Here is a 21044-nt window from a genome sequence, read left to right as displayed (position 1 = left end):
GGCTCTTTCAAAAGAAGAGCGTGCCCTATTTTCACAACGCGCTTGTCGCCACTTTATTGAAACCCTTGAAAAAAAAGGAACAGATTTTTCACGCCTCATTTTGGCAGGCTATTGGCCCATCAAATCGGAAATTGACCCACGCCCTCTCCTTGAGGCAATAGCACTACGCGGTGGGCGCCTATCCTTACCAGCCGTGCTTGACTCCACCACCATGATTTTTCGAGCATTTTCGCTGAGCACGCGACTCGAGCCCATGCGTTTTGGCACCTTAGGGCCAGGTGCAGACAATGCCATTGTTATCCCCAACATGATCATTGTTCCGCTTTCTGCGTTTGATGGTCACTGTCACCGTCTTGGCTATGGAGGTGGTTATTATGACCGTGCGATTGAAGCCCTTGAAAAACAAGGACATAAAATGACCTTATGGGGCATAGGATTTTCGTGTCAGGAGGTTTCCTCTATTCCCAGAGCCGAACATGATCTCCAGGTTCAGGGAATTTTTACAGAAAAAGGTTTCTTAAAACACTAAAATGTGATTAAAGTGCCTATGCGGTTTTTATTTTTAGGTGACATTGTCGCAAACACAAGAGCGGTCCCTATTTTCACAATGCGCTTGTTTTGCGCACACGGACTTTTGTCCATAAAGCGATTTACAAAATGCCAACATACAAAATGCCAACAATGGATAAAATACCAAAAGCTTATAAAGTAGCGGCTGAATAATTGGCGAGACAATGACCCCAAATTCCCTTTCTGAAACAGCTTCATCTCTTCGTGCACAGCAGCGCAAGAGTGGTTTATTGCGGCGTGAGGCTCTTTCAAAAGAAGAGCGTGCCCTATTTTCACAACGCGCTTGTCGCCACTTTATTGAAACCCTTGAAAAAAAAGGAACAGATTTTTCACGCCTCATTTTGGCAGGCTATTGGCCCATCAAATCGGAAATTGACCCACGCCCTCTCCTTGAGGCAATAGCACTACGCGGTGGGCGCCTATCCTTACCAGCCGTGCTTGACTCCACCACCATGATTTTTCGAGCATTTTCGCTGAGCACGCGACTCGAGCCCATGCGTTTTGGCACCTTAGGGCCAGGTGCAGACAATGCCATTGTTATCCCCAACATGATCATTGTTCCGCTTTCTGCGTTTGATGGTCACTGTCACCGTCTTGGCTATGGAGGTGGTTATTATGACCGTGCGATTGAAGCCCTTGAAAAACAAGGACATAAAATGACCTTATGGGGCATAGGATTTTCGTGTCAGGAGGTTTCCTCTATTCCCAGAGCCGAACATGATCTCCAGGTTCAGGGAATTTTTACAGAAAAAGGTTTCTTAAAACACTAAAATGTGATTAAAGTGCCTATGCGGTTTTTATTTTTAGGTGACATTGTTGGGAACACAGGCTGTAAAGTTGTCTTTGAGCATCTTCCTCAGCTAATTGAGAAATGGCAGCTTGATTTTGTTGTCGTGAATGGTGAAAATGCCTCTGATGGTTTTGGTCTCAAGCAAGAAACGTATCAAGATCTTTTAATGGCGGGTGTTGATGTTGTCACCACCGGCAACCATGCTTTTTCCCACAAAGAAGCCTTACAGTATGCCCATGAGAGTGATCGTTTTTTACGTCCTGCCAATTTCTCGAAAGACACTCCAGGAAGAGGTGCAGGTGTTTTTACCGCAAAAAATGGCGCCCGTGTTCTTGTCGCCAATCTGTTGGGCAGTGTTTTTATGCCGTATAAAGTTACCGATCCCTTTGAAATAGCGGAAAATATTCTGCTCGCCTGTTCCTTGATGGAGCAAGCCGATGCGATTATTTTTGATTTTCACGCAGAGACAACGAGTGAGAAGCAATGTTTTGGCCATTTTCTTGATGGTCGTGTAAGTGTTATCGTTGGCACCCATACACATATTCCCACCGCTGATGCGCAGATTTTAGAAGGCGGCAGTGCTTATTTAACAGATGCTGGCATGTGTGGCGATTACAACTCATCCCTTGGCATGGATAAAGAAGAACCGTTACACCGTTTTCTTTATAAGACAAAGCAAGATCGCTTTGAACCAGCGTGTGGTCCGGCCACCCTTTGTGGTTTCGCGGTTGAGATTTCAGATCGCACTGGTTTAGCAGAAAAGGTCTCAGCGGTACGGATTGGTCCTCATTTAAAGCCTGAAGTTCCAGATTTTTGGTAGGCTTCTTTCAAAGCCCCGCTTTGATGATCGCTCTTCCCAGTCCCCCTTTGATCGCTCTTTCAAAGCCACCTCCTTTGAAGTGTCACGCGCCACTTTTTCCTTTCGGGAACTGTTTTTTGCAAGGCGATTTTTCAAGCCCCCAATATTCCAGCCCCTCATAAATTATAGATCTCTCTATCATTTTCACGCATTTTTACAAATGAACATTTATTAAAATGAGTGAACGAAAAGCAGTGATGATAAAGGCAGATAAAGTATAAAACACAGCTCTTTTTCTATGGGGAAATATAAAGGGTCACACTTTTACGACTCTGTCTCAATAAAAATGATGAAGTAAAATCTTGCAACAAACAGAAAATCTAAAGAACCATTCTTTTGTTTGACCAGTGCATCAAAGCGCTCACGATTTTCTTTTAGCCTTAAATAATTTAAGCGTTGCTAGAAAGTAAAATGTCTTTAGGATTAGAAGAGGGACTCATGACTCTCCAAACTTTAAAACAAAAAAGCACACAAAGCGTTTAAACGCCATGTGTTTACACCGTGTTATTCTTGCGCTTGTAATACCCATTGGGAACAAAGGAAGCTTCTCTCTTTTAAAAATTTATTTTTAGCGAGAGGATTTAAGGTTACACGATGAAACACATTATCTCTTTTTTCGAGCAACGCTACGCTAGAAGGTATCCCCTTACAGCAAAGTTCAAAGGAGCGCTTTTATGAGGCTTTTGCGCTTGTATGCTTTGCTATGAACTGGAACACGAGGACAAATATTGGCAGCACGGGCTCCCCAATGCGCGCGCACTCCTTGACTTTAAATGCTCCAGACTATCCAGATAAAGTTTTGCAACAATGCCTTGGATATCTTCTAACCTTATTAGCAAGAAGGTGATCTGTATTGGCAAGAAGGTAATCTGTCGGCGGCTTTAGAAACATGAGACTCTTTCGTGCAACCGATAGGCACCATTGAAAAAAGAGTCTTATGGGAGTTCCAAAAGATCAAAAAAGTATGACACGTGAATTTAAACGCTTATTGGGAAAGCATGGTAGAGATAAGCTTATTAAGGATAAGGACACGTTTTTAAGCGTTAAGAGGGAAAAAGTGACAGCTTTGGTTCATCATCACACAAAAAGCCATTGTATAAATCATGAATATAAGATTACCTCTCTAGGGTGTGGTTGCATTTGTGGGAGGGAGAGTACTGTCATGACGAATGCAGTCGTTGATGAATGGAGGGAGAGATGATGAAAAAAAAAGTTCTTGTGCTATCAGGGGATGGCGTAGGACCAGAGCTCTGTGATGCAGCGTTAATGGTCTTAGAGCAATTTCAATTGCCAATAGAATTCACGCATGGTGATATTGGTTGGAAATGTTGGCAACAGGAAGGGGATTCTGTTCCTCAAGCAACATGGCAAAAAATAGCTGAAAGTGATGCCATTTTACTTGGCACTGTGACAGAACCCGGAAAAGAAGCAGCTTTAAAAGAATGCGCACCACATTTAAAGGAGCAAAACCTTGCCTATGTTTCTCCTATCCTTCAACTTTGCCAAAAGTTAGGTCTGTTTGCCACGATACGTCCGGTAAGATACATTTTTGGTCCGCGAAAACCTTTTGAGTTTTGTGTGATCACAGAGAAGAGTGAAGGTCTCGATGCGGGATTAGATTTTCTGGGTATCACGCCAGAAACATCTGCTTGGTTAAAACATCCTAATTTGACAAAATATGGTGTTGAAGAAGCCGCATGGACAGTCCGTCTACAGACACGCTTTGGTTTAGAGCGATTATTTGACTATGCTTTTTCTTATGCACGTGCGCATGGGATAAAGCGCGTTACTTTTGCTGATAAGCTGAATGTTATGCGAGAAAGTGGACAATTTGCGCAGGAAATATTTGAGAAAATCGCGCAAAACTATCCAGAAATTGAAGCAGATATTCATCATGTTGATATGGTTGCTTTGTGGATTACCACAAAGCCAGAGCAATTTGGTGTGATTGTTGCTGAAAACATGTTTGGCGCTATTCTCTCTGATTGTGCTGCTGGTGTCATGGGCGGATTGGAGCTTGCACCTCAAGCCAATGTAGGAAGCCAGATTGCTTGTTTTAAACCCGCTCATGGAAGCGCCCCAAACATTGCTGGACAGAATAAAACAAACCCTTCTGCCATGCTTTATACCACCGCTTTACTTTTGGAACATTTAGGCTTTCAAGAGGAAGCAAAACAATTATCTCAAAGTGTTGATCAGGTTATTCGTGCGGGGAAAATCGTCCCTTATGATCGAGGAGGCGAAGCCTCATCCCGTCAAATGGCTGAAACTGTTGGCCATTTTCTTGTGAAGCCTATCTCTGTGTATCGTGCAGCCATTATTACTGTAGGTGATGAACTTCTTTCAGGTCAATATTTGAATACGAATTTACAAGATTTAAGCCAAAGCTTGGAAAAAAGAAATATTCAAGTCACGCGTCATTTTGTTTGTGCGGATCAATTACAGCAAATCAGTGAGACGATTGTCTCTTGTCTTGGACAAGAAGATCTTATCCTTATCAGTGGGGGGTTGGGACCAACCTCTGATGATAAAACACGAGATAGCGTTGCCCAAGCTGTAAGGCAACCTTTGGTGCATCATGAAGATGTTTGGCACACAGTAAAAGGTCAATTGGCGCGATTAGGAATTGCACCGGATAAGAATAATGCGCGTCAAGCCTTGTTTCCGAAAACAGCAAAAGTGCTTGATAATCCTACAGGCACAGCCCCTGGTTTTTACCTTTCTTGTGATGAAAGCACACTTGTTGTTTTGCCTGGTCCCCCCTCACAAGCTCTTGCCCTTTTAGAAGATTATTTACAGCAAAATGAGAAGAAATATTCTTCTCTATCGCGCGCGGAGTATGCCTGGACTTTGATTGGAATTGATGAAAGTACCATAGCACATTTTGTTGATCGTCATTTTGCAAATGAACCCTTTGAACGCCATTTTTTATGGAAAAGCCCTTATGTTCTGGTGCAACTGATTGGTCAGTCCTCCACCCCCTTGGCACCACATCTTATCGAAGAATTTGAAAATCATTTTCACCCCTATTTGGTTGGCAGAGAAGTCACCACGGCGTGTAAACAATTAGCCATGCACGCAGAGGTACATTGGTCCATCCATGATCCACAACTTTTAAAATATTTCCACGCCCCAGAAAAAAATGCAAAAAACCTTCCACAGTTTGCGGTTGAAGTGCGCTTATCACCTTCCATCGAGACCCTAGAACAGCAGCAAGAAAGCCTTGGACATGCAACAATAACCGTACAGATGAAAGGCTATGATGAAGATCAACTTACCTTTCCCTATACGCGACCGCTTTTAGGTGTTGTCTTACAAGAATATGCCGCTTGGTTAGTTTTAAAAAGAGTTTTGCAAACGGAAAAAAGCAAATAACCTCTGACAACACGGTAAAAACATTGAAAAAAACGCTTGTCTGGCATTAGCTCCAGTGACTGTTTCTAATTTTTCGACCTCACGAAATATCGTTAGACATGTGGATTTTTAGCTTGCACTGAAAGCCCCCGCCAAGCGCGAGCACCCTCGCATAAGTATTCCGGGAGTCAAAAACACTGAGTTCGAATCAGCTTTTTTGCTTTTAGTGCTGCGCAGCACCTGGGACATGGCAAAAACTCCCGGAATTACGGGATACCCACAAAAGTAGGTTAATTTTTATGATCGAACTTTAGGGTTTTTGAAACCCTCTTGATCGTTGCGTCTACGACCAAAGTCACCCAAAGTATAAAGTAATTTCGAAAGATTTACAATAAAATTTAAAGCCGTGTTTTATCTTTCAGCAATCAAACACAAGATTGCTTTTTGTTGTTTAGGTTTGAGTTCTCTAAAACTTTTCAAAAGAATATGCTCTTCTTTGCTTGAAATCATTTCTTCATAAGAGCACAAGACATGTTCTTTTGTGGCAATATCAGCTGTTAAAAGATCCGCATAAAAAAAGCTCATCGGAACTTCTAGTTTTTTAGCGATTTCTAGCAAACATCCTGCGCTTACACGATTGGCGCCTTTTTCGTATTTTTGGATTTGCTGAAAACTAACACCTAGATATTTCCCTAATTCCTTTTGAGAAAGCCTCATTGAAATTCGTCTATGGCGAATTTTTCGCCCTATTGAAATGTCATTAAAATGTGGATTTTTAATTTGCACTTTGTGCCCCCTCGGGTTGCGAGCGCCCTCGCATGAGTATTCCGGGAGTCTGAAAGTACTGAGTTTGGATCAGCTTTTTTTGCTTTTAGTGTGCAAGCACACCTGGACATAGCAAAAACTCCCGGAATTCCGGGATACCCACAAAAGTAGGTTAAATTCACGTACCAAACCTTAGGGCTTTCAGACCCTACTGATCGCTGCGTAGACGACCAAAGTTACTCTTTAAGGTATAAAGTAATTTCGAAAGATTTACAATAAAATTTAAAGCAGTATTTCTTATCTCATGAGTAATCAAACACAAGATTGCTTTTTGTTGTTTAGGTTTAAGCTCTCTAAAACTTTTCAAAAGGGTATGCTCTTCTTGGCTTGAGGTCATTTCTTCATAAGGTAGCAAGACATGTTCTTTTGTTGAAATATCAGCATAAAAAAAGAAAATAGAGATATCCAATATATCAGCAATTTCTTGTAAGCGCCCTGCCCCCACACGGTTCAATCCTTTTTCATATTTTTGGATTTGTTGGAAGGTCACGCCTAAACGGTGCCCTAATTGTTTTTGAGACATTTTCAACATTTCTCGTCTCAAACGAATTCTCTTGCCTATCAAAATATCGTTAGAATGTGGATTTTTAGCTTGCACTGAAGACCCCCTACCGGTTGCGAGCGCCCTCGCATAAGTATTCCGGGAGTCTGAAAGTACTGAGTTCGAATCAGCTTTTTTTGCTTTTAGTGTGTAGACACACCTGGACATGGCAAAATCTCCCGGAATTCCGGGATACCCACAAAAGTAGGTTAATTTTTATGATCGAACTTTAGGGCTTTCAGACCCTCTTGGTCGTTGCGTCTACGACCAAAGTCACCCTTTAAGGTATAAAGTAATTTCAAAGGATTTACAATAAAATTTAAAGCCGTATTTCTTATCTCATGAGTAATCAAACACAAGATTGCTTTTTGTTGTTTAGGTTGGAGCTTTTTCAAACTCTTATGCGCGCACTCCAAAACCATGAGATAAAACCTGCGTTTATGGAGAGATAAGAAATCCCTCTTGATTTTTGAGATCACCCCCCTCAAAAAGGGAATTTTAAAAATCATGCCGCCCCCAAAATAATTTCCCCCAAGCAATCTCTCTCAGCCGCTTCAATAGAGGCATACCTTTTAAAGTGTTACGCCGTTAACCGTTGAATTTTTACCCCACATCGTGCTAATTTTTCGTCTCAACCCCAAAAATCCACGATCAAGATGATAAACACGATTGACGATTGTTTCTCCCTTTGCTGCCAAGGTAATAAGACTAAAAGGGCCGCAATCACCAGAGAAAAAATACAAAAAAAAGGCACGCGAATTAAGAACCATGACGCACCCATTGTAAAGGCTCTATCCCCAAGGCTCTATTCCATAAAGATACCTTAGCCGTCTCCACCCATGAGGCTCTATCTGCATTTGTGCGCCCCATGAACAACACCACTCTTTCCCAACTTTTAAAACATGAAGCTACTTTTTTAGTGTGCCCGCCTTTTATAAGTTTTCCATGTTTATTTTTCATCAGTTAAAGAGATGACATCACCATTTTTACCAGTGCCCATGACTTCCGTTCCTCCCTATTTCACCGCGAGGTGATCCTTCATTGCAATCCGGATGCTTGTCATGGACAATACACCATTCTATATATGCAGGATTATTCCGCAAATCTTCTTCCTTTTCCTCCATATAAAGAGGAACTTTTTTTTCAAGTTGATTTGTATCATACTTCTTCCATATACCTGCAATCGTTTGCAAAAATTGAACTTCACAGCAGCCAAGTATTATAAATAGAGCGATCAATAAGTTCAAAGTATATTTCATGTCATTATCCTTGAACAATGATCAATAATTATAAAATACATAAATTATTTTATTGCTCTAATTTTATATTAAAATAAACACTAAGAGCGACAAAAATTTAATATCATTTTGATATATATACTTTTGAATAATTTTCTGAAGAAATAAGAATACAATAAAAACAAAGAAGAAAATCTTCAGCCTTATCATTATGACAACAAACGCATCTCCCTAATATGCGTGGGTTCTCTCTCAGCCCGTGTCATGGAGCACCATAACAATACTCATGATCTTACCTCTTCCCCCTTCAAGAGCGCGCAAATTAAAGTTCTAAAGGAAAATCATTCCGAAAAGAAAAAATCCCCCCCAAAAAAACAGCCATAAAAGTCATACTACCCTTGAAAGATGAAAGGGGACTCTTTAGAAAATCATCATCCCCACCCCAAATTTCACGCACAAAAGAAAGCAAACCTTAAAAGAGCAAGGCATCGTCTTAACGCTATCTCACTCCAAAGCACACCCAAAACATGCCACTCACCCCCTCACAAAGCAACCTCCCCCCAAACAGCCTCCCCCAAAGAAATAGCTCTCAGGCAATCTCTCTCAGCCGCTTCAGAAGCATAGCTTTGGCAAGATTTACGCCGTTAACCGTTGAATTTTTGCCCCACATCGCACTAGTTTTTCTTCTAACCGCTCAAATCCACGATCAAGATGATAAACACGATTGACGATTGTTTCTCCCTTTGCTGCCAATGCCGCAATCACCAGAGAAACAGAAGCACGCAAATCCGTTGCCATCACCGGGGCTCCTTGCAAATTCTCTGTTCCATAAACGGTTGCTGTTTGTCCATCGCGTTTTATCTTCGCCCCTAAACGGTTGAGTTCTGGAACATGCATAAAACGATTTTCAAAAATCGTCTCTGTAATATGGGAAATTCCTTCAGCCCGTGTCATAAGCGCCATAAACTGTGCTTGGAGATCCGTTGGAAAAGCAGGATAAGGTCCTGTTTTAATATCAACGGGCATAATTTTTGTATTCCTTGGATTTCGCTTAACATGAATTCCTTGGGGTTCTATTTGAATCTCGAGTCCGGTTTTTTGGAGAACTTTGAGCACTTTTGTGAGATGGTTAGGGTTGGCATTTTTAAGAAAGACATCCCCCCCCGCCATAGCCACCGCCATTGCATATGTTCCCGCTTCGATTCGATCCGCAATGACTCGTATTCTTGTTCCTTTAAGTTTTTTCACCCCTTCAATGGTGAGCGTTGATGTTCCTTCACCGGTTATTTGAGCGCCCATAGCATTCAAGGTTCGAATAAGATTTGTGACTTCTGGTTCACAAGCCGCATTTTCAAGAATGGTTGTTCCCTTTGCCATTGTCGCTGCCATCAACAGTACATGGGTTCCCCCGACCGTGACTTTAGGAAAACGGTAATGAGCCCCTTTTAATCCCTTTGGTGCTTTTGCATGAACATATCCATTTTCAATCGCAATATGGGCCCCTAAAGTTTTCAATCCTTCAAGGATAAAATCGACAGGTCTTGTTCCGATAGCGCACCCCCCAGGAAGCGAAACATAAGCCTCTAGGCACCGTGCAAGTAAAGGCCCAATAACCCAAAAGCTTGCCCGCATTTTTTTCACCAATTCATAAGGAGCCCGTGTTGTGGCTATTTTTTGCGCGGTAAAATGAATTGTTCTTGAATTGACATAATCATCATGGCACTCTTGTCCATCAACGGCATATCCAACACCGTGATTATTAAGAATACGAATAAGTAATTCAACATCGGCAAGATGAGGAATATTTTCTAGCGTGAGGGTTTCTTCTGTCAACAGCGCCGCAATCATAAGAGGCAATGCAGCATTTTTTGCCCCTGAAATAGGAATTGTTCCTTTAAGTTTTTCCCCACCAACAATTTGAATAGAATCCATAATGTTTTCCCTCTTTTCTTTTGCGCCACCCCTTCCAAAAGTTTTTCCCTCTTTGGAAAGTTATGCTTTATTGATCGTTTTTTTAAAAACGCATTCTAACTATGAAAACAGATTATTGAGAAGTTTGGTTGCAAAGATGCACTAAAAAAAACATTTTTTTGCATTTTAGAGCTCTGACTGCGCTCTTTTTCGACTTTGCTCTTTTCGACGTTTTAGGTTTTGTCGCAATTGTTGAGCCAATCTTTCTTGACGTCGTTTTGCTTTTTCGTCTTGATGATTCATTTCATCGTGTTTTTGTTTTTGATGCATTTGTGTCATTGCGCAACCTTTTGAGCAGTGTTGAGCTTCTATTCAAGCAACTCATGGCTTTAAAAAATATCTATAAGAGTATAAGAACACTATGTCATGACATAAGATACGTTTTCTTGCAAGAATATACAAATGTTCTCTTGCCTATTTTCTGACAATATGGCACAAGACAGCGCAAAGATTGAAAACGGCTGCGGTAGCTCAGTGGTAGAGCACTCCCTTGGTAAGGGAGAGGTCGAGAGTTCAATCCTCTCTCGCAGCACCATTTTATTCTTCTTCTTTTGCCTCGCTCTTCTTCCCTATAAGCCACCAATTTTTTCTTTGCCCTCCCTCCATCGGCTTTATCGAATCCTCTATCCTTTAAACCATGCATGCGCTTTAATGTCTTCACAATCAATGGCGTCAATGACGCACTTAATCTCCAAAAAGCTCCGCGAACAAGTTTTGAAATTGACGCGATACGAAAGAATAGTTCTCACCCCCCATTGCTTTCCCCTTCTTTCCTTCATATAAAATGCCCTATTCCCCCTTATCCCTCTTTGCGCCAAGCCTCACTGTTGCAACACCCCTTAGATCCCATTTCCCCTTGGCTTTTGTACAGACATCTTGCATAGATATTTTTATTTCTTGAGAATGTTTTTCCCCATGAGACCACTCCGCTTGTGATATGCAGACAAATGAATAGTTCTCACCCCCATTGCCTCCCTCTCTTTCCTTCATATAAAATGCTCTATTCCCCCTTATCCCTCTTTCTGCCAAGCCTCACTGTTGCCCCCTTAGGCCCCATTCCCCTTGGCTTTTGTATAGACATCTTGCATAGATATTTTTATTTCTTGAGAATGTTTTCCCCCATGAGACCACCCCGCTTGTGATATGCAGACAAATGAATAGTTCTCACCCCCCATTGCCTCCCTCTCTTTCCTTCATATAAAATGCTCTATTCCCCCTTATCCCTCTTTGTGCCAAGCCTCACTGTTGCCCCCTTAGACCCTATCCCCTTGGCTTTTGTATAGACATCTTGCATAGATATTTTTATTTCTTGAGAATGTTTTCCCCCATGAGACCACCCCGCTTGTAATATGCAAACAAATGAATAGTTCTCACCCCCCATTGCTTCCCTCTCTTTCCTTCATATAAAATGCTCTATTCCCCCTTATCCCTCTTTGCGCCAAGCCTCACTGTTGCCCCCTTAGACCCCATTCCTCCTTGGCTTTTGTATAGACATCTTGCATAGATATTTTTATTTTTTGAGAATGTTTTTCCCCATGAGACCACTCCGCTTGTGATATGCAGACAAATGATTTTGCTTGATTCAATACAAGAGCGTTTGAATAAGGAAATTTGAAATAAGAACATCCTCACGCTATTTCGGGCTCTCATTGGATTTCAATAATTATTATAAACCGATTGTTTGAACACACCTCATTGATCCCCTTAGCCCGCGCGCCCCACGCAAATCATCTTATCTTTCCAGCCTCTCTGTCCAGCCCAAGCGACATGCAACACAAGCATTCTCTGAAAAAAATTAGAATAAGCTTCATCGATCCTATTCGTCATTGATAACAGATATAACAGAGCCATTTCGACACCCTCCTCTCAACTTAATTTCCCCCTTGTGCTCCCTATCCCCTGCAAAGACAACAACAAGCAACGATCCCCCCTTCAACAATCCCTCAATAAGCCACCCCATAAACCCAATATCCCCATAAACCCAATATCTCATGAGCTAGCCACCCCATGAGCCAGACAATTGATAGCCCGCTTTTTCAAAGAAGATTCCTCATTGCCAATTTTATGCCCAACCTTTTCCACGAGCTCTCATCCGCACTTCTTTCAAGACGCATCCTTTTTATACGAATACTTTGATTGATACTAATAGCGTTATTCCTCTTGAAGAAGAACCCGAAGAGCAAAAAATTCTCTCCCTTACTGTTCTATTGCAATCAATCAAACTCATATCACTTACAGTTCACAAGCAAAAAGATCCCTATGACGTGGAACGGTACAAGAAAAGCATACCTCTTCATAAGCCCCCACAGTGAACATACGCATGAATTATCTCAAGAGCCAAAGCCCATCTCGCAATAAAACCCATATCTAAAACCCGTGTCGCAAGATTGGGAGCGCGCCAAAGATGGGGGCTTTTTTTCATGAAGTAAGATGGGGTGCACAATATTTATAATTGACAGAGCTTTATATACCCCTCACGATATTGCTCACAAGCGCCAGTATGAAATTCATGAACACCGGCATGCCATGGGGATCAAACGAGTATGAAATGAGCTTGGAGCAAGATATTTTTTTAAAACAAGCGCGTAAATGTGCAACAACAAGTATATTTCATTTAGAATATTTTGGATACACCCTATTCCTGCCCTAGAACAAGCATTTTGGCTACAGCGCCCACCTTATATTTTCATATTTTCTGCTGTCACATCTCCTCCAACAAATAAAAACCCCGCTGAGGCGGGGTTTTAACCTGTACCACACCCTTATTTAGATACAATACAACATTATCGCAGTTTTCATTAAACACGTTCTTACAGATATTTGCAACACAAAAATAACACATATTGATCTATTCAACAGAAATCACTTATAAAAGCGCGTTAGAAATAAAAGACTATAGATTGCTTAAAAGATACCCCATGTTTAAACGGTTTATTTTATTTGCTATAACAATAAGCGCTGTTTTATTCACGCATCATACAACAAGTGGCTGTACAAAAGATGACTTTTTCGTTGGGAGTACTTCTCCGATCCATTGTATTTCCAAAGAATATATAAAACAAAAAATAAAAAAGAAGATATTGGAAAAAGAACACGAAAAAGAATGATTAGAGCTTGAAAAATTTTCTGTTCCTGCTTGTCCAAGTGGAGAGTTTCCTGTTTATCATGGTTTTTCTATTATCGATTGTGTTTCAGAGGAAGAACTAAAACAAAGTCGTCTTAATAAAGATAAGCTTAATATAATGAAATTATCCCTGCAATGGTTTATCGTAGGCTTCATAATAACGACACTAATGTCTGTTCCCATTTGTTTACTTTGGCGTTTTAAATTTAAAATTCCTGCCTATTTATTTACAATCATAACAACCTTGGCTATTATTACCGCCCCTTTTATCTTTGATTTATCGTCTCTCTTTTAATCTATTTTTGTAAAAAACACTTCTAAAAGCATGAAGAATATCCGATATTTTCAAGCGTTTTGAACTGTCCCTCTCCTCTAGACTTAAGTATAGCCCCCTCCTTCAAGGTAATTTTCTACATATTTTCAATATAAAATAACAAATATTGATCTATTCAAAAGGGATCCGTTAAGCTATCCTATAAAAATAAGAACAATGCACAAGTAGCAGTATTTAATGAGCTTAAATGAAGACGATTATTATGGAATTCTTGGTGTAAGCTACGAATGCAATGATAAACAGATAAAATCTGCTTTTCGTAAATTAGCGCTACAATACCACCCTGATCATAATTCTAGCCCCGAAGCTAAACAAAAATTCAGAAAAATTCTTGAAGCCTATGAAATTCTTAAAGATCCTCAAAAAAGAGCTGTTTACAATCAGTTCTATCATGAAACTTTTAAAGACCATCACAAGACTTTTGAAATTAATAAAGAGAATAGACGACACTATGATAGTAATCGTATAATTTTCAATGATATCAAGCGTATAATTTTCATTATTTGTGGAATATCACCTCTCATTTATGGTATAATTTCGCTTTTTACGTGGAATATAAAGCTAGGCATAATAAGTATCGGATTGTTAATTCTCATCAGTAGAAAAGGATACCTGGCAAAGATTGGTCAATTGATCGTCTGGCTCATCCTCTTCCAAGCATTTTTAGCATTTATCAGATTGATATGGAGAATTATCTGATAAAAGTACTTTTGAAGCGCCTTAAGAGTAACCCGAAGCGAATTCACAAGGTGTGGTAATTTTTGCTCTTCTATAACAAGAGATTGTTGAGAACCATAAAGGTATATAGCGTCTCTATCCGTTCTTTCCTTATCCCCCCGTTTCTCCTCCATTTTCTTCCTCGACCGCCCCCACCTTTCCCCAATAAGCCCACTTAATTCCACATAGTCTTTTTCTCATGCCCCTCCCTCCTTTTTTCATATCGGTAAAAAAACGCCCCCCACAAAACGGCTTCCCCCCAACGTTTTCCCCCAATGAACAGGGGCACACACACCCCTCTTCTCGCCAGTGAAAAAACACTTGTTCAGTAACTTGGCCATCATAAAGGGGGCCTTTCATTTCCGCCCGAACATGGCAACACAAAAGCGCTCCTAAACCGCGCCCCCGTCTCCTCACTCTCCCCACAACATCTTGCCCCACAATGCTTCCTTATCCCCTACTTGGCTCCCCTTCAAAAACCTTCCGCCATTTTCCCAAGCAATGCTTGTCGCGCTAAATGTTTTTCCCCCTCCAACACCCACGCTTTTCCACCCTGCTTTTGGGCTTTATGACAAAAGCTTTGCGCCTCATCAACGCTGTACAGATCCGCCTCTTCCTCCCGCCCCTACGTCCTTAGCTTCCCCCTTCAAGCACCGCCCGCCATTTCCCAAAATACTTGTCACACACTAAGCCCCCTGCTTGCGCCCTCCTCCAACACAAAAATTCGCTCTTCTCCCCCCCCTTAAACTTGCCCTTTTATAGGTGTGACTTATTCAACTTGCTGTACTTATTCAACTTGCTGTACTTGGCTGCCTCTCTTCATCTCCGCCTCACCCTCATTTTCGTTCTCCAGCATGCTTTCACTTGTCGCTCCAAGCCCCACCAATGGTACCGTCCTCTTCATACCCCTCATTTCCTTATCCCCCAAAAATCAACCAACCGACCGCTAACGTTTCCCCCTCATACACCACGCCTACCCTTTCCTCTTTTCTCCATAACGCCCTCTTGACCAAAAACTTCTCCCCTAACAACTTCCCCCCCATGAACGAGAACTCAACAAGCGCCATTTTCTCCCCCATGCAAAAAACACTTGTCCAGCAACTTGGTCATCATGGAGGAGCCTTTTATTGCCTCCTAACCCTCAACACAAAAGCGCTCCTAAACCGCACCCCCGTCTCCTCACTCTCCCCAACATCTTGCCCCACAGTGCTTCCTTATCCCCTACTTGGCTCCCCTTCAAAAACCTTCCGCCATTTTCCCAAGCAATGCTTGTCGCGCTAAATGTTTTTCCCCCTCCAACACCCACGCTTTTCCACCCTGCTCTTTTCCACCCTGCTTTTGGGCTTTATGACAAAAGCTTTGCCCCTCATCAACGCTGTACAGATCCGCCTCTTCCCCGCCTCATTCTTGTTTTGCCCTTCTGCAGACGTTTTGTCTTCATTCCAAGCCCCCTTTCTTCCCCCTCCTTCAAAGCACGCTCTGTTCTTATCCTAAAGCCTGTCTCGAAACGCTGAATATGCTGTACCATCTTCTCCAAAGCCTCATTAAAACGACTAATTTCATTTTCAAGCTTGCTGATATAGGCTTCATCACGATAAGCGCGTTTAATCAAAGGGGGCATATCCGGCCAATAGAGCATTAAATCCACCCATTCACGTTGAGAAATCCATAACCCTCCTTGACATTGTGCTTTATGTTCTTCTGGAAAGTTCTTTTGTGCAAAATGAGGGATCAAAATTTCAGGTTTTTTTGTTTTAATTTCCAACAAGCCATTTTTTCCCACAAAAGCATCGGGAGAAAATCCTTTTCTGCGATCATCTGCTAAAACAAAGCCAATACATTCCGGCTCTGTCTGTGTCAGTTTTCCATAAAGATGTCGTGCGCTTGGTTCTAACTCTGTCCCGCGTCGCTGAGAAAGCGTTGTCCCTTCTTCCACGGTTTTTCCGGTAATTCTTTCTCCTGCCAATTTCATCATCACGCTATGATATCGTGATGTTTTTTGCCCCTGTTTTTTTTGTGCCATGACCATCTCAAACAAAGAAGCTGTAATCAAACCATTCCGCGCTTTATGCCATTCCTCTGTTCCCTGAATACAATCGATAATGATTGGCATGTTTTCCTCCTTTATCTGGTGCTTTTTTGACAAAATATTCTCTTTGAAACATCACACTTTATCTATCCCCCACACGCACCCCTCCTCATTGTGCCGCTGAAAACGCAAAAGACGCATCCTCCCCCAACGCCCCCGCGAACACCTCGCACATACTCTTTTCTCTCGCACACACCTCCTTTCTCTCGACTTGCACCCCCATATCGGCAAAAAATTCCTTCAATCAGCTCCTCCTCGATAGACGGAAACATAACGCGCACCACTGTCTCCCCCATAGAAAACTACTTGCTTTTCATTGCCCCCCGCACACGCAATACAAAAGTGGACAAAACCGCCCCCGTCTCCTTTCTCTCCCCAACATCTTGCCCCAAAGTGCTTCCTTATCCCCTACTTGGCTCCCCCCAAACCGCCCGCCATTTCCCCAAGCAATACTTTCACCCACACAACTAAGCTGCCTGCTTGCGTCCTCCTCCAACACCCACCTGCTTTTCCACCTACTTTTGCCTTGTGATGAAAGCTTTCCCCTTCAAACACCGCTCGCCATCTTCCCAAGCAATACTTGTCATTCCAAGCTTCTGGCGTCTCCCTTCAACATCCACTTGCCCCTTGAATTTACCTTTTTATAGAAATTTTTCCCCATTCAACGCTGTACGACTGCTCCTCTGCCTCTCTCGCACTTCACTGTCCAACAGACGTTTTGCTTGTCACTCCAAGCCCACTAATCGTACCATCCTCTTCACCCTCCCTCATTTCCTTATCCCTCAAAAATCAACCAACCGCCCACCAACTTCTCCCCCTCACACGCCGCACTCGCGCACACCTCCTTTCTCCCGACTTGCCCCCCCATCGGCTAAAAAACTCCCCCACAAAACGGCTCCCCCCCAACATTTTCCCCCAAAGTGCTTCCTTATCCCCTACTTGGCTCCCCCCCAAAACCGCCCGCCATTTCCCAAAATACTTGTCACACACTAAGCCCCCTGCTTGCGTCCTCCTCCAACACAAAAATTCGCTCTTCTCCCCCCCTCTTAAACTTGCCCATTTATAGGTGTGACTTATTCAACTTGCTGTACTTATTCAACTTGCTGTACTTGGCTACCTCTCTTCATCCCCGCCTCACCCTCATTTTCGTTCTCCAGCATGCTTTCACTTGTCGCTCCAAGCCCCTCCAATGGTACCGTTCTCTTCACCCCTCCCTCATTTCCTTATCCCTCAAAAATCAACCAACCGCCCGCCAACTTCTCCTCCTCACACGCCGCACTCACACACACCTCCTTTTTCCCGACTTGCCCCCCCCATCGGCTAAAAAATTCCCCACAAAACGGCTTCCCCTCCCAACATCTTCCCCCAATGAACGAAAGCACAACGGGCGCCATTCTCTCCCCAATGAAAAAATACTTGTCCCGTCAATTATCCGGCAACCTGGTCATCATGGGGGGAGAGCCTTTTTTCCATGCTGCTATTGCACAACAGAAAAATCATAGCAGCAATATTCTTCTGCCAAGTTTTTTGCCATAGACTGAGCCGCCTCTTGCGATATGAAAAGAACAGCGTTATGTTTTTGTGGTTCGAGTCTGATGAGATTTCGAGTTTTTCCAGCGTAATAAAGTGGAAACCCTTGATAAGAAGTCTTGAGATAACTTGACATGATTACCACCAATAATCTGACAAGACATCACAGGGACGTAAACGATGCTGTTTTTCATAAGAGCCATAGAGATTATCTTCATAATCGCGCGCCACTCTTTCATCTAAACACGCATGATAGGCTTCACTATTCAAAATGAAGGGCTGCAATTGTGTATTTTCTTCATTTATTTCGTAATTTTCCGCGTAAAAATCAGCGATTTGTTCTGTCACGTCTTCCGCATGATTGGTTGTAAGATCAAGGCGTAAAACTTTATAAACAGTTTCAGATTCTTCAATCAGTTCGAGTACTGCTTCGATTTCGTCGATTGGTCCTTCATAGGTATCAGGTTTTTCGTCTTCGCAAAGAATGATAATGATTTCATCCTCTTTAACGAATGGAATATTTTTCATGATTTCCCCCTTTAGATAGTTGATAAAGCATAGCTTCATCTTGACAAGATCAAATATACCGTTAGTCTTATATCCTCTATAGGAGAGATGTCAACCATTTTATCCTTCATAAAAGATATATTTTAAATCTTTGCGGGGCTCAAATGACATATATAAATAAAGATCAGTTATTCCTTATTCTCCTCCTGTTCTTTTGTTGTTCTCTATTTGTTCTTACTCAATTGCAATTATAAAAACACAGGAGAGGTAAAATGAGTGATATAATATTAATAGAATACTGGAGTCGTCTTGATTCAAAAGCACAGAAGGAACTTATTTTGAAGCTTCGTCAATGGGTCGCCGCAAAAGAGTCAAAATCGCCTGTCTCTCTTCCGGAGAGAGTTTTGAAATAAGCTCTATAAATTCTTTATCTTCAGGACTGACTTCCTTACCGTAAAGAATATAATTCATACTGATATCAATCGCGTGACAAATTCGCGAGAGAGATTCGATTGTTGGTTCTTTTCCTTCAGAAAGGATAGAATGGAGATATCCCGCACCTTTACCGGCAGCGAGAGAGATAGATCTCTTTGAGCGTCCGCTTTTTTCCAAAGCGGTCCTTAATCTTTTACGCCAACCATCGATATTCATAATTTCACCATATAGCGCGTCTTTTGAAAAAAACACGTCCTTTTTACAAAACGGGCTTGCAATATCCTCTAAAAAGGATAAAATTAAGGGGGCAAATTTTAATTTTCAGGGGGAAATACAAAATCATTTTTCACTCATAAAAACACTTTAACCACACGATAGGATGCAAGAGACAACCTCCAAAAGCTGATGCATTGAGAAGTGTTGTCCTCTTTATTTTTTCCATCACCGCAATCTCAAATTGTAGTTTTCATGCCCTTCAAGCCCCCCACTCATTTACAAACATCATCAAAAAGCCCTTTCGTCATTAAGCAGAGCCAAGCGCAACATGAGCTAAATTTCTGTTTGCGCTTTTATCATCAATAAAACTGTATAAGAAAGAAGAAAGTAGATTGCCGTATGAAACACGCTAATCAACAAGAAACTCCTCACTATGAATCGTCTAGGCTTCCGTATGTTTGTTGGTATCAAAATGACTTTCTAGGCGGTGTTCGTGGCATGCGCGCACACGAGATTGGAATTTATACGATTCTTCTCAATGAAATGTATGCACGCGGTCGTCCTCTAGAAATATCAGAAGAACGTTTAGCGCGTCTTTGCGGTTGTGACAAGCGAACTTTTGTTAATGTTTTAGAAATGCTAATCCGCGAGGGTAAGATTTTAAATTTAGCCAATGGCTTATGGAACCAGCGTTGCGAAAATGTTTTTCAAGAGCGTGAAAAATTGCTTGAGCAAAAATCCTTTGCGGGACGTTCTTCGGCAAAAAAGCGCAAGAAAATCAATGCTGAGATTCAACAACTGCTTAACGAGCGGACAAAAGATGGTGAACAAAGCTTAGAAGCTCAAAAGGCAGAAGAAAAGAAAACACCTATCGGTGTTTTTGAAAAGAAAATGTTGTCTGATGAGTCAGAAACTTCCCTTTCCTACCAAGAGCGTTTTGAACAAAGTGCTCAACGTCTCACTTCGGCTCTTTCTTCCCCACCCATCTCCCCACCACCAGAAGAAACGGAGCACGAAAATGGGTACCCCACCGCTCCCCAAGCAGAGGCACGAGGGATCCCTCTCCCACAAATTGTCGCACAAAAAACCACCCCCTCAAGCGTTCCCAAAGGGCACCGTCTTCCTGAAACTTGGCAAGCAGACATCAAGGCGGCCGTTTCAGAAGGTTTGAGTGAGAGCCAAGCCCAATGGCAAGCCAAAAAGTTTCGCGATTATTGGCAAGCGAAAAGTGGCAAAGAAGCCCTCAAAGCAGACTGGCAAGCCACATGGCGCAACTGGTTTCGCTATGAAATCGAACGGCTGGAGCAGCAAAAACAGGGGGACTCCTCCTCTCTCATCTCTCAAAGCAACGAGAATCTTTACCGCAGTCTGATCAACTATAGCGACACTTGTTGACACCACACACGCAACCACTTTCTCAAACAAACAACGCGGGGGCCCAAATGTTTCAAAACCAAGAACAAAACCACATCAAACAAAACAACCTTGAGCACAACAACGGGCATAAAAACACCCCGTGGAGCAATCGTTCACACAGCAAAACGCGTCACCATCACCCCCTCTGCTCTCATCACAACAACGCATACCCCACACGCCTCATCTTTTCCGCACAAAGGAACACAACACCTTGCAGCCGCCCCACATCCACCTTCTCTTTCACGAACACACCTTACCCCACCACTGCTTTTGCGCAAAAGCTTACCTTCCCAGGCAAGCAAGCAGACATCAAGGCGGCCGTTTCAGAAGGTTTGAGTGAGCGCCAAGCCCAATGGCAAGCCAAAAAGTTTCGCGATTATTGGCAAGTAAAAAGCGGTAAAGAAGCCCTCAAAGCGGACTGGCAAGTACCATAGCGCTACGGATCTCAAGATCAGATCGAACCACGAGAACCGCAAAACAGCCCCCCACAGCAAAATAAATCTTTGAGAAACACGAATAACATCCCGA

General features: G+C 42.3%; 22 protein-coding genes, 1 tRNA gene and 2 pseudogenes. 9 read left to right on the top strand and 16 right to left on the bottom strand.

The window, feature by feature from the left end:
* From PVV66_RS04150 to PVV66_RS04130, 5 genes are all read left to right on the top strand, one after another.
* The coding region (locus tag PVV66_RS04150) for a 5-formyltetrahydrofolate cyclo-ligase (RefSeq protein WP_273719207.1) at positions 1-529 on the top strand (529 nt) is incomplete at its 5' end.
* A 205-nt stretch (positions 530-734) separates the two neighbouring features.
* Positions 735-1340: a 5-formyltetrahydrofolate cyclo-ligase gene (locus tag PVV66_RS04145; protein ID WP_273719208.1), complete on the top strand. Its 606-nt coding sequence runs from the start codon at positions 735-737 to the stop codon at positions 1338-1340.
* Positions 1341-1358: 18 nt separating this feature from the next.
* Positions 1359-2180 (top strand): TIGR00282 family metallophosphoesterase, encoded by an 822-nt coding sequence (locus PVV66_RS04140; protein ID WP_273719240.1) that lies wholly within the window; start codon positions 1359-1361, stop codon positions 2178-2180.
* 976 nt (positions 2181-3156) lie between these two features.
* Complete coding sequence (locus tag PVV66_RS04135; protein WP_273719209.1) at positions 3157-3420, top strand: hypothetical protein; 264 nt, start codon at positions 3157-3159, stop codon at positions 3418-3420.
* On the top strand, positions 3420-5594 hold the full coding sequence (locus PVV66_RS04130) for an isocitrate/isopropylmalate family dehydrogenase (RefSeq protein WP_273719241.1): 2175 nt from the start codon (positions 3420-3422) through the stop codon (positions 5592-5594). The genes PVV66_RS04135 and PVV66_RS04130 overlap by 1 nt, the downstream gene beginning before the upstream one ends.
* 390 nt (positions 5595-5984) lie before the next feature.
* On the opposite strand, the gene PVV66_RS04125 is transcribed toward PVV66_RS04130, so the two are convergent.
* From PVV66_RS04125 to PVV66_RS04100, 6 genes and pseudogenes are all read right to left on the bottom strand, one after another.
* The gene (locus PVV66_RS04125; RefSeq protein WP_273719210.1) at positions 5985-6359 is read right to left on the bottom strand and encodes a helix-turn-helix transcriptional regulator; all 375 of its coding nucleotides are present in this window, start codon (positions 6357-6359) and stop codon (positions 5985-5987) included.
* Between the two features lie 215 nt (positions 6360-6574).
* Positions 6575-7107 (bottom strand): annotated as a pseudogene (locus PVV66_RS04120) (helix-turn-helix domain-containing protein).
* A gap of 404 nt (positions 7108-7511) precedes the next feature.
* A complete protein-coding gene (locus tag PVV66_RS04115; RefSeq protein ID WP_273719212.1) occupies positions 7512-7709 on the bottom strand; it encodes a UDP-N-acetylglucosamine 1-carboxyvinyltransferase in 198 nt (65 codons plus the stop codon).
* 216 nt (positions 7710-7925) lie between these two features.
* Positions 7926-8198 (bottom strand): hypothetical protein, encoded by a 273-nt coding sequence (locus PVV66_RS04110; RefSeq protein ID WP_273719213.1) that lies wholly within the window; start codon positions 8196-8198, stop codon positions 7926-7928.
* Between the two features lie 615 nt (positions 8199-8813).
* Positions 8814-10109 (bottom strand): UDP-N-acetylglucosamine 1-carboxyvinyltransferase, encoded by a 1296-nt coding sequence (murA, locus tag PVV66_RS04105; protein ID WP_273719214.1) that lies wholly within the window; start codon positions 10107-10109, stop codon positions 8814-8816.
* Between the two features lie 165 nt (positions 10110-10274).
* On the bottom strand, positions 10275-10427 hold the full coding sequence (locus PVV66_RS04100; protein WP_273719215.1) for a hypothetical protein: 153 nt from the start codon (positions 10425-10427) through the stop codon (positions 10275-10277).
* A gap of 181 nt (positions 10428-10608) precedes the next feature.
* On the opposite strand from PVV66_RS04100, the gene PVV66_RS04095 reads away from it, so the two are divergent.
* Positions 10609-10683, top strand: a tRNA-Thr gene (locus tag PVV66_RS04095).
* A gap of 254 nt (positions 10684-10937) precedes the next feature.
* Here PVV66_RS04095 and PVV66_RS04090 read toward each other — a convergent pair.
* Complete coding sequence (locus tag PVV66_RS04090; RefSeq protein WP_273760956.1) at positions 10938-11138, bottom strand: hypothetical protein; 201 nt, start codon at positions 11136-11138, stop codon at positions 10938-10940.
* 826 nt (positions 11139-11964) lie between these two features.
* Positions 11965-12141 carry a hypothetical protein gene (locus tag PVV66_RS04085; protein WP_273760955.1) on the bottom strand — a complete coding sequence of 59 codons (177 nt, stop codon included), beginning with the start codon at positions 12139-12141 and terminating at the stop codon, positions 11965-11967.
* A 1642-nt stretch (positions 12142-13783) separates the two neighbouring features.
* Between PVV66_RS04085 and PVV66_RS04080 the strand changes: the two are divergent.
* Positions 13784-14017 (top strand): annotated as a pseudogene (locus tag PVV66_RS04080) (DnaJ domain-containing protein); the annotation flags it as partial.
* A gap of 417 nt (positions 14018-14434) precedes the next feature.
* Here the strand turns inward: PVV66_RS04080 and PVV66_RS04075 are convergent.
* The 8 genes from PVV66_RS04075 to PVV66_RS04040 form a co-directional block, all read right to left on the bottom strand.
* Positions 14435-14764, bottom strand: a complete 330-nt coding sequence (locus tag PVV66_RS04075) for a hypothetical protein (RefSeq protein ID WP_273719217.1) — start codon at positions 14762-14764, stop codon at positions 14435-14437.
* Positions 14765-15240: 476 nt separating this feature from the next.
* The gene (locus tag PVV66_RS04070; RefSeq protein WP_273719218.1) at positions 15241-15390 is read right to left on the bottom strand and encodes a hypothetical protein; all 150 of its coding nucleotides are present in this window, start codon (positions 15388-15390) and stop codon (positions 15241-15243) included.
* A 302-nt stretch (positions 15391-15692) separates the two neighbouring features.
* Positions 15693-16436 (bottom strand): lambda exonuclease family protein, encoded by a 744-nt coding sequence (locus PVV66_RS04065; protein WP_273719219.1) that lies wholly within the window; start codon positions 16434-16436, stop codon positions 15693-15695.
* 289 nt (positions 16437-16725) lie between these two features.
* Complete coding sequence (locus PVV66_RS04060; RefSeq protein ID WP_273760954.1) at positions 16726-16875, bottom strand: hypothetical protein; 150 nt, start codon at positions 16873-16875, stop codon at positions 16726-16728.
* 326 nt (positions 16876-17201) lie between these two features.
* Positions 17202-17402, bottom strand: a complete 201-nt coding sequence (locus PVV66_RS04055) for a hypothetical protein (RefSeq protein ID WP_273719221.1) — start codon at positions 17400-17402, stop codon at positions 17202-17204.
* A 487-nt stretch (positions 17403-17889) separates the two neighbouring features.
* Entirely contained in the window at positions 17890-18078 is a 189-nt protein-coding gene (locus PVV66_RS04050; protein WP_273719222.1) for a hypothetical protein, read from the bottom strand.
* 2 nt (positions 18079-18080) lie between these two features.
* The gene (locus PVV66_RS04045; protein ID WP_273719223.1) at positions 18081-18470 is read right to left on the bottom strand and encodes a hypothetical protein; all 390 of its coding nucleotides are present in this window, start codon (positions 18468-18470) and stop codon (positions 18081-18083) included.
* A gap of 312 nt (positions 18471-18782) precedes the next feature.
* The gene (locus tag PVV66_RS04040) at positions 18783-19100 is read right to left on the bottom strand and encodes a helix-turn-helix domain-containing protein (RefSeq protein ID WP_273719224.1); all 318 of its coding nucleotides are present in this window, start codon (positions 19098-19100) and stop codon (positions 18783-18785) included.
* 399 nt (positions 19101-19499) lie between these two features.
* On the opposite strand from PVV66_RS04040, the gene PVV66_RS04035 reads away from it, so the two are divergent.
* A complete protein-coding gene (locus PVV66_RS04035) occupies positions 19500-20495 on the top strand; it encodes a DUF1376 domain-containing protein (RefSeq protein WP_273719225.1) in 996 nt (331 codons plus the stop codon).
* A gap of 47 nt (positions 20496-20542) precedes the next feature.
* Positions 20543-20950, top strand: a complete 408-nt coding sequence (locus tag PVV66_RS04030) for a hypothetical protein (RefSeq protein WP_273760957.1) — start codon at positions 20543-20545, stop codon at positions 20948-20950.
* Positions 20951-21044 lie beyond the last annotated feature (94 nt).

The sequence above is a fragment of the Bartonella sp. AU16XJBT genome, assembly GCF_028618665.1.
Lineage (GTDB): Bacteria > Pseudomonadota > Alphaproteobacteria > Rhizobiales > Rhizobiaceae > Bartonella.
Note: the sequence above shows the minus strand (reverse complement) of the source record. Positions and strands in the feature narration are given on the sequence as shown.